The organism is Rhizobium rosettiformans (assembly GCF_016806065.1).
GTDB lineage: Bacteria > Pseudomonadota > Alphaproteobacteria > Rhizobiales > Rhizobiaceae > Allorhizobium.
Genome location: NZ_CP032405.1, coordinates 986,587 through 1,000,740 on the forward strand (window position 1 = coordinate 986,587; position 14,154 = coordinate 1,000,740).

General features: G+C 62.1%; 12 protein-coding genes. 2 read left to right on the forward strand and 10 right to left on the reverse strand.

The window, feature by feature from the left end; genetic code table 11:
* Positions 1–76: 76 nt before the first annotated feature.
* Together D4A92_RS04740 and D4A92_RS04745 are read right to left on the reverse strand one after the other, a co-directional pair.
* Positions 77–2,290, reverse strand: coding sequence for a primosomal protein N' (locus D4A92_RS04740; protein ID WP_203018445.1), 2,214 nt, complete (start codon positions 2,288–2,290; stop codon positions 77–79).
* 60 nt (positions 2,291–2,350) lie between these two features.
* Positions 2,351–3,247, reverse strand: coding sequence for a GNAT family N-acetyltransferase (locus D4A92_RS04745; protein ID WP_425958729.1), 897 nt, complete (start codon positions 3,245–3,247; stop codon positions 2,351–2,353).
* Positions 3,248–3,389: 142 nt separating this feature from the next.
* Here D4A92_RS04745 and D4A92_RS04750 point away from each other — a divergent pair, with 142 nt between their 5' ends.
* A complete protein-coding gene (locus tag D4A92_RS04750) occupies positions 3,390–4,313 on the forward strand; it encodes a tyrosine recombinase XerC (RefSeq protein WP_203018447.1) in 924 nt (307 codons plus the stop codon).
* Between the two features lie 183 nt (positions 4,314–4,496).
* Entirely contained in the window at positions 4,497–5,495 is a 999-nt protein-coding gene (locus tag D4A92_RS04755) for a TraB/GumN family protein (protein WP_425958731.1), read from the forward strand.
* On the opposite strand, the gene D4A92_RS04760 is transcribed toward D4A92_RS04755, so the two are convergent.
* The 8 genes from D4A92_RS04760 to D4A92_RS04795 form a co-directional block, all read right to left on the reverse strand.
* On the reverse strand, positions 5,476–5,976 hold the full coding sequence (locus tag D4A92_RS04760) for a DUF2867 domain-containing protein (RefSeq protein ID WP_203018449.1): 501 nt from the start codon (positions 5,974–5,976) through the stop codon (positions 5,476–5,478). The two genes, D4A92_RS04755 and D4A92_RS04760, sit on opposite strands and share 20 nt — an antisense overlap.
* 19 nt (positions 5,977–5,995) lie before the next feature.
* A complete protein-coding gene (locus D4A92_RS04765; RefSeq protein ID WP_203018450.1) occupies positions 5,996–6,496 on the reverse strand; it encodes a cytochrome b in 501 nt (166 codons plus the stop codon).
* Positions 6,497–6,624: 128 nt separating this feature from the next.
* Positions 6,625–8,031 carry a dihydrolipoyl dehydrogenase gene (gene lpdA / locus D4A92_RS04770; RefSeq protein ID WP_203018451.1) on the reverse strand — a complete coding sequence of 469 codons (1,407 nt, stop codon included), beginning with the start codon at positions 8,029–8,031 and terminating at the stop codon, positions 6,625–6,627.
* 25 nt (positions 8,032–8,056) lie between these two features.
* Positions 8,057–8,806, reverse strand: a complete 750-nt coding sequence (locus tag D4A92_RS04775) for an SDR family oxidoreductase (protein WP_203018452.1) — start codon at positions 8,804–8,806, stop codon at positions 8,057–8,059.
* Entirely contained in the window at positions 8,803–9,297 is a 495-nt protein-coding gene (locus D4A92_RS04780) for a hypothetical protein (RefSeq protein WP_203018453.1), read from the reverse strand. The genes D4A92_RS04775 and D4A92_RS04780 overlap by 4 nt, the downstream gene beginning before the upstream one ends.
* Positions 9,298–9,305: 8 nt before the next feature.
* The gene (locus D4A92_RS04785; RefSeq protein ID WP_203018454.1) at positions 9,306–9,719 is read right to left on the reverse strand and encodes an MAPEG family protein; all 414 of its coding nucleotides are present in this window, start codon (positions 9,717–9,719) and stop codon (positions 9,306–9,308) included.
* Positions 9,720–9,731: 12 nt separating this feature from the next.
* On the reverse strand, positions 9,732–10,976 hold the full coding sequence (odhB, locus tag D4A92_RS04790; RefSeq protein WP_203018456.1) for a 2-oxoglutarate dehydrogenase complex dihydrolipoyllysine-residue succinyltransferase: 1,245 nt from the start codon (positions 10,974–10,976) through the stop codon (positions 9,732–9,734).
* 57 nt (positions 10,977–11,033) lie between these two features.
* Entirely contained in the window at positions 11,034–14,030 is a 2,997-nt protein-coding gene (locus D4A92_RS04795; protein WP_203018457.1) for a 2-oxoglutarate dehydrogenase E1 component, read from the reverse strand.
* Between the last annotated feature and the right edge of the window lie 124 nt (positions 14,031–14,154).

Sequence of the window (14,154 nt, forward strand, 5' to 3'; positions counted from 1 at the left end):
GCCACGAAACGCGCGCTTGCGGTATGGCTCCGAGCCCTAATTCGCCGGTGATGCGACGCAATCTTTACCGACTGGCTCAAAGGAAGCTCTGAGGATCGACATCCACCTGCACCTGGATCGACCGTCGTTCTTTCGGCCCGCGCTCGAGCATGCTGCGCACGAAGGCCTGCATGTCGCTGTTGCGGCGCCCATGGACGAGCAGCCTGAAGCGATGCCGACCACGGATGAGCGCCAGCGGCGCTTCGGCGGGGCCGAGGATCATGATGCCGCTTTCATGGGGTGCCGCCTGTCGCAGCCCGCGCGCATGCCCTTCCGCCTCGGCGCGGCTATCGGCGGAGACGATGATCGACACGAGACGACCGAAGGGTGGCAGTTGCGCCCGCTCGCGCTCCAGAATTTCGCGCTCATAGAAAGCGGCGGCATCGCCTGAAATGATCGCCTGCATGACAGGATGCTGGGGCTGGAACGTCTGCAACAGACCAAGGCTCTTGCGTCCGGTACGGCCGGCACGACCGGTCACCTGGGAAAGCAATTGAAAGGTTCGCTCGGCAGCACGTGGATCGCCGTTGGAAAGGCCGATATCCGCATCGATGATTCCGACCAAGGTCATCAGCGGGAAGTTATGGCCCTTGGCGACGAGCTGCGTGCCGATGACGATATCGGCCTCGCCATTGGCGATCGCTTCGAGCTCCAGGCGTAAACGTTTGACGCCGCCGATGTCGGAGGAGAGCACCAGTGTGCGTGCATCGGGAAAGTGCTTCTCGACCTCCTCGGCGATACGCTCGACCCCGGGACCACAGGCGACGAGGTGGTCAAGGGTCCCACATTCCGGGCAGGCATTCGGCGTCGGCTCGTGATAGCCGCATTGGTGGCACTGGATCTGGCCACGAAAGCGATGCTCGACCAGCCAGCTTGAACATTGCGGGCACTGGAAACGATGGCCGCAGACTCTGCAAAGCGTCAGGGGTGCGTATCCCCGTCGGTTGAGGAAGAGCAGGGCCTGTTCGCCCCGTTCCACGGCTTTGCCGACGGAGCGGAGCAGGATCGGCGACAGAAAGCCGCCCCGTTCGGGCGGCGCACGCCGCATGTCGATGAGATGCAGATCAGGCATGGCCGCATCGGCAAAGCGTGTCGGCAGATGGATGCGGGTGTAGCGGCCCGCGATACAGTTGACCTGGCTCTCGACGGAGGGCGTGGCCGAGACGAGCACGACCGGGAAGCCCGCGATGCGGGCCCGCACGACCGCCATGTCCCGCGCGTTATAAAAGACGCGGTCTTCCTGCTTGAAGGCGGGGTCGTGCTCTTCGTCAACGATGATCAGGCCGAGATTCTCGAAGGGCAGGAAAAGCGCCGAACGCGCACCGGCCACGACACGGATCTCGCCGGTCGCGACCTGGCGCCAGACCTTTTCACGGGTGCGGGTCGCAAGGTCCGAATGCCATTCACCGGGCTTGGAGCCGAAACGATCCTGGAAGCGTTCGAGGAAATTGGCTGTCAGCGCGATTTCCGGCAGCAGGATCAGCACCTGCTTGCCCTGTTTCAGTGTCTCGGCAATCGCCTCGAAATAAACCTCCGTCTTGCCCGAGCCCGTCACGCCATCGATCAACGAGACGTGAAAGCCGCCCTTGCTCAGGCTCTGAAGGATCTCTTCGGCCGCCTCCTTCTGCGGGCCGGCGAGCCGGCTTTCGGCATAGTCAGGATCCGGAGCGGCGACCAGCGGCGGCGGCGGCAGGAAAACCTGTTCGAACACGCCCTGCTTCACGAGACCATCGATGACGCTGGTCGAGACGCCACTCGCATGGGCAAGTCCGCTCTTCGTCCAGGAGAGGCCATCCGCTGCTATCTCCAGCACCTTCTGGCGCGCAGGTGTCAGCCGCTCTGGCTCATAGCCGGCATATCGCAGGCCCTCGATCATCGGATCCGGGTCCAGGGCGGCAGGCGCCCGGAGCGCCATGCGGGCGACATAGCCGGGCGGCGACAGCGTATAGGCGGCCACCCAATCGAGGAAGGTGCGCATATCCTGGTCGAGCGGCGGGCAGTCGAAGACCTTCGTGATTTCCCTGAGCTTCTTCGGATCGACTGATGTGTCCTCGCCACCGTCCCAGACGACGCCGATGACCTGACGGGGCCCGAGCGGCACCTGCACGATGGCACCCGGCTCGATCGTCAGCCCATCGGGCACGGCATAACTATAGGCCGTTGGCGCAGGCATGGGCACGAGCACCGGCACCACCGCGCGGCGCGGTGTGTCGAACAGCTCCCCGAACAGGCTTTCCGAATCGTCCTTCATCGGGCTGCAACTTGCCCCCTGAGGACAGGAAAGAAAACAGGCTTTATCTAAAGGGAGAAATCAGCGGAAACTGCGGTCGGGATCGGCAGGCAAGCCGTGGACGGTAAAGTCCTCCAGCGCCTTGGTCACCTCGGTGGGATCGCCGTCGAGAGCTTCGACCGGGATGAGGTTGCCGACCGTGAAATCGAAGCGACCGCCGCGCTTGTTCAGAAGCTCGTAGAAGACGGTCATGTCGCGCAGTTCGGTCGACCAGCGGGCGAACCAGTAAAAGAGGCCCGAATTGCGGGCCTTCATGTTCACCGGCAGGATCGGCAGATTGTATTTGCGCGCGAGCGATATCGCGGACGTCTTCCAGGGCCGCTCGTTGAGCTTTCCCTCGTCCCAATAGGCGATGCGGCCCGAGGGAAAGAGGATAGTGACCCTGCCCTCTTCTATGGCGCGCGTGGTGAGCTTCAGCGTCTCGCGCGCCTTGAGCTTCGACTTGTGCTCTTCGCGCCATTCGACCGGAATGATGATTTCGGCAAGCCGCGGGTTGACCCTGATGGCATCGCGGTTGGCGAAGAAGGTCATGTCGGGACGGCGATCTTTCAGCAGGTCATACATCGCGACCCCATCGGCAATGCCGGTCGGATGATTGCTGACCAGGATGAATCCACCGGATGACGGGATGCGGTCGGCGTGACGGACCTGGATATCGAGGCCAAGTGCCGCACTCAGATAGTCGAACACCTGCGGCCCCGGGAGATTTGCGACATCATTGGCGAACTGGATCGCCTTGTCATAGCGCAAAACGCTATAAAGAAAGGGACGCATTGCGGGCCAGAGCGGATGCTCCACCAGCCTTTGCCCGCGCTCGGCGATCAGCGTGTCGACGATATGTCCGGGGCGCCCGTGAGACAGGAGCGACAGGGTGTCGGTAACGCTCGACAAGGCGGAAGCGGGAGAGCGGCGCATCAGCATTTACCTCGCCAGAATTCCAGAGGTCTTGTGGCAGCCATCTGTGATCTGTTCATGACAGCCCCGGAATTCGTCTTTCGTTAACCCTCCCGCGCCATCGTGAGCCGGGTGGCCAACAGCCAACAACGCAAAAGGCGCGCAATTGATCCCCGCAGACGAAAAACTTCTCGGCGAACGCGCCGCATGGCTGGAGAGCCTCGGTGCCGAGCGCCGCCTGTCGGCCAACACGCTCGACGCCTATGAACGCGACACGAGGCAATTTCTGCAATTTTTGTCAGGCCATGTCGGGGGGCCGGTGAAGATCGATGATATCAAGGCCTTGCGCCCGGCAGATCTGCGCGGCTTCCTCGCCCATCGCCGCAAGGAAGGGGACGGCGCCCGGTCTCTCGGCCGCCATCTCGCCGGCCTGCGCTCCTTCCTGCGCCATCTTGAGCGCAAGGGGCTGGTGAATGCAGCGGGTGCCAGCGCGATCCGGTCTCCGAAGCAGCCGAAATCCCTCCCCAAGCCGCTGAGTGGGCGCCAGGCATTGGCCGTCGTCGCGGTCGATACGCAGATGAACGAGGAGCCTTGGATCGCGGCGCGCGACGCCGCCGTGCTTTCGCTTCTCTACGGCTGCGGTCTTCGCATTTCGGAGGCACTAGGGCTGACACCCGACGTCTTCCAGGGCCGGCCGACCAGCCTGCGCATCACCGGCAAGGGCGGCAAGACGCGGCTGGTGCCCCTGCTTCCCGTCGTCATGGAGGCGGTAGAAACCTACTACAAGCTCTGCCCCTATCATCTCGAAGCCGGCGCACCGCTTTTCCGAGGCGCCCGGGGCGGCCCGCTTCAGCCGGCGATCATCCAGCGGGAAATGCAGAAGCTGCGGTCGGCGCTCGGCCTGCCGGATTCGGCCACACCTCATGCTCTTCGCCACTCCTTCGCGACCCATCTACTCGGCAGCGGTGGCGACTTGAGGACGATCCAGGAACTGCTTGGCCATGCAAGCCTCTCGACCACGCAGATCTATACCGGCGTCGACAGTGCAAGGCTTCTAGACATCTACGATCGCGCCCATCCCCGCGCCTGACGCGTGCAACCAGACCTGCGTTAACCAAGGTCGTTAATCGAACATGAGGGCGATCACTCCTATTGTCCGCAACGTCTGACAGGAGATGACATGAACGCGCACCGCCTTTTTCCTACGCGGCCGAGCTTGCCGCGCCTTTCGCTGTCCGAGATCGGTCTCTGGATCACAGGCGCACTGCCTCTTATGGTTTTCGCCCTCCTGCTCGCTGCACTTGTGGCGGTCGCGCCCGCCCGTGCCTCCGACGTCGCTTGCCATGGCGAAAACCTGCTTCTCGCCATGGAGACGGAACAACCGGAAGAGCTCGCGAAGATCCGCGCCGAGGCGGCCAAGGTTCCGAACGGCCAGGGCATTTTCTGGAAGATTGAAAAGGACGGGCTTAAACCCTCCTACCTGCTCGGCACCATGCATGTCACCGACCCCCGCGTTCTCACCATGCCGCAAGGCGCCAGTGAGGCGGCCGCCGCCGCTGATGTCGTGGTGATCGAATCGGATGAGATCCTCGACGAGAAGAAGGCCGCGGCCTCGCTTCTCATGCATCCCGAACTGACCATGTTCACCGATGGTAAGTCGGTGAAGGACCATCTCGACGCCGAGGAACTCCAGCGACTGGAAGCCGGGCTGAAAGAGCGTGGCCTGGCGCTTGGCGCTGTTGCCAAGATGAAGCCCTGGATCCTGGCAAGTTTCGTTGCGCTACCGGCCTGCGAGCTTTCGCGCAAGGCGGCCGGCGCATCCTTCCTGGACAAGAAGATCGCCGAAGATGCCGTTGCCGCAGATAAGCCGGTGGCCGGCCTCGAAACGCTGGTCGAGCAGCTGGAAGCCATGGCTGACCTGCCGGTCGATTTCCATTTCAAGGCGCTGATCGAAACGATCGAACTCGGCGACAAGATGGAAGACGTCATCGAAACGATGACCGAACTTTACCTCGCCGGTGACATCGGCATGACCATGCCTTTGCTGAAAGTCGTCGCCCCCACCGCCGCCGGTGAAGACGAGAGCGCCTATGCAGCTTTCGAGACCCGGATCGTCCGAGATCGCAACCTTGTCATGGCGGAAGGCAGCAAGAAGCATCTGGAAAAGGGCAATGCCTTTATCGCCGTCGGTGCTCTGCATCTCCCGGGCGAAGAAGGCCTCGTCGAACTGATCCGCAGCCAGGGTTATACCGTCACGCGGATCGACGGCTGAGACCTCTTGAAGCGGCAAAACGCTTCAGAAATGTCTTCACGATCAGCTTGTGGAACGGCGTGACGACGAGGATGTAGACCCGGCCGAAGAGATTGTGGCGCTGAACGAGGGTCGTCAGCGACACATGCTGATGTCCGGTGCCCTCCGGTTCGACTGCAACGATGATCCGGAAATCGAGATGCTTGTCGTTGAAGCCGAGCAGCACATGATCGCCGTCATGGGCAATGACCGGAAAGCCACCGATCCGGTCCTGGCCCGTCAGCTCCAGCTCAGCTGATTTCAATCCGAAAAAACCGACGATCAGGTTCCGAATCTTCAGGAGAGCTCCGACCCAGCGCGGCGCTCGACCCATCAGATCCCGGGCGACCTCCATCGGGTCGAGATCCGATCCATCGAGCCGGACGCCATAGCTGTCCGCCCAGTCAGCTTCGGGGAGGTCGGGATGCGGCAACGCGACCTGTTGCTCGACAACGACACCCATCCTGCACCCCCATCTTCGCTCACCCCCGCGTCATTCGCGTGGCGACCGGCGTCTTCCAGTAGAACTGGTGTACCAGAAGCGCGAGGATATGCACCGCGATCAAAAGCCACATCAGGCTCTTCAGCGGGCCGCCATGCACGAAACCCGCCGTCTCGTTGCCGAAGTAATAGGCGCCGATGCCACTAAGCGGCAGAAGGAAGAAGAGCGCATAGAAGGTGCCATGGGCGAGTTTGGCAGCGAGACGCAAGACCGGTGGCTCTTCCGGCGGTGCCGAAGGCGCGCCTTTGATGAGCCGCAAGACGATACGGATGGCCCCGAGACAGAGCACGGCGATCCCGACATAGGCATGGATGTTCGCGAAGGTAAGATCGTCAGGCGACGGCACCTCGCCGCGTTCATAGGCTTCGGCAACCTCCTCCATCGCCTCGGCGAAGAGGAGGTTGAACAGGATGAGCAGGGCCATCAGCCAGTGAAGGGCCTTCTGCGGGATGGAATAGGAGGCGGGTGCGACATGGTCCATGGGCTTGCCTTTCGGGAGGAGCAAAGGGAGGCACTGCCCACACATGATAAAGGCCACCGCTTGGGGCACAAGCGACGGCCTTCAACCTTACCGAAATATAATAATTGGCCTATGTTAGGTCGGCAACCTTACATGTGCAGCGGCTTGAAGAAGGTCGCGAGTGCGGCTTCCTTTACGGCTTCCGACATGGTCGGGTGGGCGTGGCAGGTGCGGCCCAGATCTTCCGACGAACCACCGAATTCCATCAGCACGGCAGCTTCGTGGATCATCTCGCCAGCGCCGAGGCCGATGATGTGGACGCCGAGGACGCGGTCGGTGTCCTTGTCGGCCAGAACCTTGACGAAGCCGTCCATGGCCTGCATGGCGCGCGCACGGCCATTGGCGGTGAAGGGGAATTTGCCGACCTTGTAGGCTACGCCGGCAGCCTTCAGTTCTTCCTCGGTCTTGCCGACGGAAGCGACTTCCGGCTGGGTGTAGACGACGCCGGGGATGACGTCGTAGTTCACGTGACCATGCTGGCCGGCGAGAATTTCGGCGAGTGCCACGCCTTCATCTTCTGCCTTATGGGCGAGCATCGGACCCTTCACCACGTCGCCGATGGCATAGATGCCGGCAACATTTGTGCGGTAGTGGCCGTCGATCTCGACGCGACCACGATTGTCGAGGGCAACGCCGGATTCTTCGAGGCCGAGGCCTGCCGTATAGGGCTTGCGGCCGGTGGCGACGAGAACCACGTCGGCGTCGAGCGTCTGGGCTTCACCGCCCTTGACCGGCTCGAACGTGACCTTGGCGCCTTCGCCCGACTTCTCGACGCCGGTGACCTTGGCGCCGAGGTTGAACTCGATGCCCTGCTTGGCGAGAATGCGCTGGAACTGCTTGGACACTTCGCCGTCCATGCCGCCGAGGATCGTGTCGAGATATTCGACAACGGTGACCTTGGCGCCGAGGCGCGACCAGACGGAGCCGAGCTCGAGGCCGATGACGCCGCCGCCGACGACGATCATCTTGCCCGGAACCTTGTCGAGCGCGATACCGCCGGTCGAGGAGACGATGATCTTCTCATCGATATCGACATTGACGCCCGGAATGCCGGCGACGTCGGAGCCGGTTGCGATGACGATGTTCTTGGTTTCAAGAACCTGGACTTCGCCCTTGTCGTTGGTGACTTCGACCTTGCCGGCGCCGAGGATCTTGCCGGTGCCCTGGATGCCGTCGATCTTGTTCTTCTTGAACAGGAAGGAGACGCCCTCGACGTTCGACTTCACGGTCGCGTCCTTGTGCGCCATCATCTTGGAAAGGTTCAGCGTCGGTGCGCCGACTTCGACCCCGAGATCAGCCATGCCATGAGCCGCGTGGTGGAAGACTTCCGACGCGTGCAGCAGGGCCTTGGACGGAATGCAGCCGATGTTGAGGCAGGTGCCGCCATAGGTGGCGCGCTTTTCGACCACGGCGACCTTCATGCCGAGCTGGGCCGCCTTGATGGCGCAGACATAGCCGCCGGGGCCGGAGCCGATAACGATGACATCATAAGACATGGGGAGCTTCCTTCGTTTTCGACGGTTACCGACCGCCGCTGACATTCAAAAGGGCACCCGTCACATAGGATGCCTGAGGCGAGAGGAGATAAAGAACGCTGTCGGCCACTTCGTCGGCCGTTCCGGGCCTTTGCATCGGAACGATCGGGGCCAGATCGCGCGCCCTGTCCGGCAATCCGCCGGATGCGTGAATTTCGGTATCGATGATGCCGGGCCTGATGGCATTGACCCGGATGCCCTCGGTCGCGACCTCGCGGGACAAGCCCACAGTAAATGTATCAACCGCAGCCTTGGCGGCGGCATAGTCGACATACTGGCCCGAACTGCCGATGACGGCGGCCATGGACGAGATATTGACGATCACGCCACCCTGCCCGCCATGTTTTGTCGACATGCGCTTCACGGCTTCCGTGGCGCAGCGGATCTTGCCGATGACGTTGACGGCAAACATCCGGTCGAGCCGCGCCCGGTCGAATTCCTCGACCCGCGCCGTGGCATCGACAACACCGGCATTGTTGACGAGACCGTGGAGCGATCCAAGGCGGTCAACCGCCTGGAAGATGCTTTCGATGCCAGCCTCTGTCGCGGTATCGCCCTGGACAACCTCAGCATTCGCGCCGAAAGCCCTGCAGTCAGCCGCAACCGCCTCAGCCGCAATTGCGTTCGAGTGATAATTGACCAGCAGGTCATAACCCTGCGCTGCCGCCTTTCGGCAGACGGCTGCACCAATACCACGGCTACCGCCGGTGACGAGGAGAAGGGGACGGTTGGTCATGAGGCGCATCCCTTGAATTCGAAGACATCCCAGGGCGCGCGTTCCATCGTCTTGCCGACAGCAGACGACAGGATGGCAGGGCCAAAGCCGGGCAAGAGAAGTGCATCCGGTGCGTCGGCGCCTTCCGGCGGAAGCAGGTCCACATGGCCGGTCGTCTCGTCGATCCCGTAGACGATACCCTTCCAGACGGTGCAGGCGGCAATCGTTGCCCCAGTCACGTCGCCCTCGGGGCAATTGTTCATCAGCATGCCAATGGGACGCTCGATCTCGGGATCGAACATCACATGGCCATCCAGCTTGAACGAGCCGATCTCGGTGCGGAAACCATGGGAAACAGGCGTGTTTTCGCCGCTGGCGGCAGCAAAAACAAGTTCGAGCCCCGTTTCGGCTTCGCGGTAGGTGGCTTTTTCAATCCGGCAATCGGCGGCCATAGCCGCATCAGACAGCGCGAGCGCGGCAAGAAGAACCATTGCTCTCGACGACGCGCCCATGCCTCACCTCAAAACGCCAGCGCGAGGAACATCAAGCCGAGGCCACCCATGGCGCCAGTCCAGACCAGCGAACGGATATAGGGAATGCCTGCCAGATAGAGCGGATAGTAGACGATACGCCCGACGAACCAGACGACCGCACCGGTCAGACCGAGACCTGAGGTCTCCCCCGTGAACAACAACCCCGCTGCAAGCGCGACAAAGGCGGGATAGGTCTCGCGGAAATTCGAGGACGCCCGCTCAGCGCGACCGGCGAGCTTGCTCGCCGGTTGCTTGTTGTCGTCACGCGGGCCGGCATTCCACTCCGTGCCCAGCTCCTTGGTGGCCATCATGCCCTGCACGAGGACATGCGCAACCAGCAGGACCACGCTCCATGCAAGGAGCGTGACGAGCAGAGACGCGGAAGCGGATACCGGCTCCATCTTGGACTTTCCTTAGAGGTCGAGAACCAGACGTTCCGGATCCTCGAGGCTTTCCTTGACGCGGACGAGGAAGGTCACGGCTTCCTTGCCGTCGACGATGCGGTGATCGTAGGAGAGGGCGAGATACATCATCGGACGGATGACGATCTGGCCGCCAACGACGACCGGGCGCTCCTGGATCTTGTGCATGCCGAGGATACCCGACTGCGGTGCATTCAGGATCGGCGAGGACATCAGCGAACCATAGACGCCACCGTTCGAGATGGTGAAGGTGCCGCCCTGCATGTCGGCCATCGACAGCTGGCCGTCACGGGCAGCCTTGCCGAGGCGGCCGATTTCCTTCTCAATCTCGGCGATCGACATCTGGTCGGCATCGCGCACGACCGGAACGACGAGACCCTTGTCCGTGCCGACAGCAACGCCGACATGGCAGTAGTTCTTGTAGATGATGTCGGTGCCGTCGATTTCGGCGTTGACGGCCGGCAGTTCCTTCAAGGCGTGGGTCACGGCCTTGGTGAAGAAGCCCATGAAGCCGAGCTTCACGCCGTGCTTCTTTTCGAAGATGTCCTTGTAGCGGTTGCGCAGATCCATGACCGCCTTCATGTCCACCTCGTTATAGGTGGTCAGCATGGCGGCCGTGTTCTGGGCATCCTTCAGGCGCTTGGCGATCGTCTGGCGCAGACGGGTCATCTTGACGCGCTCTTCACGGGAGGCATCGTCACCGGAAGATGCCGGACGCGGAGCAGCCGGGGCTGCGGTCGGCGCCGGAGCGGAGCTGCCCTTGGCGATGGCGGCGAGCACGTCACCCTTCAGCACCTGGCCACGCTTGCCGGAACCATCGACATCGGCGGTCGCGATGTTGTTGTCGGCAGCGAGCTTGGCGGCAGCCGGAGCAGCCGGCATGGCGGAAGAAGCGGCCGGAGCAGCAGCGGCCGGAGCAGCAGCGGCCGGAGCCGGGGCTGCAGCAGGTGCAGGCGCAGCAGCGGGAGCCGGGGCAGCAGCACCGGCGGAACCGGCAGCGCCTTCAGCGATCTGGCCGAGCAGCGCGCCGAGACCGACGGTCTCGCCGTTCTGGGCGACGATTTCGGTCAGCACGCCCGAGGCGGGAGCCGGGACTTCAACGGTCACCTTGTCGGTTTCCAGTTCGACGATCGGTTCGTCGGCCTTCACGGTGTCGCCGACCTTCTTGAACCAGGTGCCGACAGTGGCTTCGCTGACGGATTCGCCGAGGGTGGGTACGCGGATTTCAGTGGCCATGATCTCAATTCCGTTGGTCAGAGAACGTTACGGTCTGCGAGGAGAAGACTGGGCGGATCAACCGCCCAGAGCGTCCTCAAGGAAGGCTTCGAGCTGGGCGAGGTGCTTCGACATCAGGCCCGTTGCCGGCGAGGCAGCAGCCGGACGACCGGTGTAGCGAACGCGCTGGTACTTGGCGTCGATATGGGCAAGCACCCATTCCAGATACGGATCGATGAACGACCAGGCGCCCATGTTCTTCGGCTCTTCCTGGCACCAGACCATCTCCGCATTGCGGAAACGCGACAGCTCGTTGATGAGCGCCTTGGCCGGGAACGGGTAGAGCTGTTCGATACGCAGCAGGTAGATGTCGTCGATGCCGCGCTTTTCGCGCTCTTCGAGCAGATCGTAGTAGACCTTGCCCGTGCACATGACGACGCGGCGGATCTTTGCATCCTTCTGAAGCTTGATCGGGCCGTCCTTGATGACCTCGGCATCGTCCCACAGCAGGCGGTGGAACGAGCTTTCGCCGGCCATTTCGGCAAGGCTCGAGGTTGCCCGCTTGTGGCGCAGCAAGGACTTCGGCGTCATCATGATCAACGGCTTGCGGAAGTCACGCTTCATCTGACGGCGCAGAATGTGGAAGTAGTTCGACGGCGTCGTGACGTTCGCGACCTGCATATTGTCTTCGGCGCACATCTGCAGCCAGCGCTCGAGGCGGGCCGAAGAGTGTTCCGGACCCTGGCCTTCATAGCCGTGCGGCAGCAGGCAGACGAGACCGGACATGCGCAGCCACTTGCGTTCACCCGACGAGATGAACTGGTCGAAGACGACCTGCGCACCGTTGGCGAAGTCGCCGAACTGGGCTTCCCAGAGCGTCAGCGCATTCGGACGGGCGAGCGAATAGCCGTATTCGAAGCCGAGAACGGCCTCCTCCGACAGCATCGAGTTGATGACTTCGTAGCGCGCCTGGTTCGGGGCGAGATTGGCGAGCGGGATGTAGCGTTCTTCGGTGTCCTGATCGTAGAGAACCGAATGGCGCTGCGAGAAGGTACCGCGTTCGCAATCCTGACCGGACAGACGGATCTTGTGGCCTTCGACGGCAAGCGAACCGAAGGCGAGAGCTTCGCCCATGGCCCAGTCGATGCCTTCGCCGGTTTCGATCATCTGCGCGCGGTTGTCCATGAAGCGCTGGATCGTGCGGTGCGCCTTGAAGCCCTCGGGAATGATCGACAGCTTGCGGCCGATCTCCTTGAGCTGCTTCATCGGCACGGCGGTCTTGCCACGACGCTGCTCGTCGGCATTGTCGGCGGTCCTCAGACCCGACCAGACGCCGTCCAGCCAGTCGGCCTTGTTCGGCTTGTAGCTCTGACCGGCTTCGAACTCCTGCTCGAGATGGGCGCGCCAGTCGGCCTTCATCTTCTCGAGTTCGCCCTCGGTGATCAGGCCCTCGGCGATCAGACGCTCGCCATAGATGTTGACCACGGTCTTGTGGGCGCGGATTTCCTTGTACATCTTCGGCTGCGTGAAGGACGGCTCATCGCCTTCGTTATGACCGAAGCGGCGATAGCAGAACATGTCGACGACGACAGGCTTGTGGAACTTCATCCGGTATTCGGTCGCGACCTTGGCCGCGTAGACCACGGCTTCCGGATCGTCGCCGTTGACGTGGAAGATCGGCGCTTCGATCATCTTGGCGACGTCGGACGGATAAGGTGACGAACGCGAGAAGGCCGGATTGGTGGTGAAGCCGATCTGGTTGTTGATGATGACGTGCAGCGTACCGGCCACGCGGTGACCGCGCAGGCCCGACAGACCGAGAATTTCCGCTGTGACACCCTGGCCGGCAAAGGCTGCATCACCATGCAACAGAAGCGGCAGTACCTTGGCGCGCTCCTTGAGCGGGATGACGTCGCCTTCCCAGGTTTTGGCGATCTGGTCCTGCTTCGCACGGGCCTTGCCCATCACAACAGGGTTGACGATTTCAAGGTGCGAAGGATTGGCCGTCAGCGACAGGTGAACCTTGTTGCCATCGAACTCGCGGTCCGAGGAGGCGCCGAGGTGATACTTCACGTCGCCGGAGCCTTCGACTTCGTCGGGCTTGAACGAACCGCCCTTGAACTCGTGGAACACGGCACGGTGCGGCTTTGCCATGACATTGGTCAGGACGTTCAGGCGACCACGATGGGCCATGCCGAGAACGACCTGTTCAAGGCCTTCCTGGCCACCGCGCTTGATGATCTGCTCCAGCGCCGGGATCAGGGATTCACCGCCGTCGAGACCGAAACGCTTGGTGCCCTTGTACTTGACGTCGATGAACTGCTCGAAGCCCTCGGCCTCGATCAGCTTCTGAAGGATCGCCTTCTTGCCGTTCGGCGTGAATTCGACGCCCTTGCCAGGGCCTTCAATGCGTTCCTGGATCCAGGCTTTTTCTTCCGGATTGGAGATGTGCATGAATTCGACGCCGAGCGTCGAGCAATAGGTGCGCTGCAGGATGTCGAGCATCTGCGGGATCGTGGCGTATTCCAGACCCAGCACGTTGTCGATGAAGATCTTGCGGCTGTAATCGGCTTCAGTGAAGCCGTAAGCGGTCGGCGAAAGCTCGTTGTAGTCATCAACCGGAGCGGCGAGACCGAGCGGGTCGAGCTTGGCGTGCAGGTGACCGCGCATGCGATATGCACGGATCATCATGATGGCGCGAACGGAATCCCGCGTTGCCTGCAGGACTTCAGCTTCCGAAACAGACTTTCCGGTCGAAGCGGCGGTCGCTTCTGCCTTGGCCTGAACTTTCTTTTCGATGACCTTTTCGACCACGCCCCAGTTACCGTCGAGCGCGTTGACGAGATCGCCACCTTCGGCGATCGGCCAGTTTTTGCGCTGCCAGGACGCGCCCTTCGCGGCTTTCTTCACATCGGTCGGATTGTCGGCCAGCGCCTTGAAGAAGGCCTGCCACTCGTCGGAAACCGACGAGGGATCTTCCTCGTAGCGCGCATAAAGCTGCTCGATATAGGCCGCATTCGATCCGTCGAGGAAGGACGTGATCAGAAACTGCTCGTTGGCTTCTTGCCTACCCATGGTGTTTTGCGAACCTCTCGGCTCGCCTCCCGACTAGAATTGATGGCCGGATGCCCGGCCTGCCGCTCGCGATCGTCAAAGATTGCGAATCGTCCCAGATATGCGAAGTCCAGGCGAAGGATTG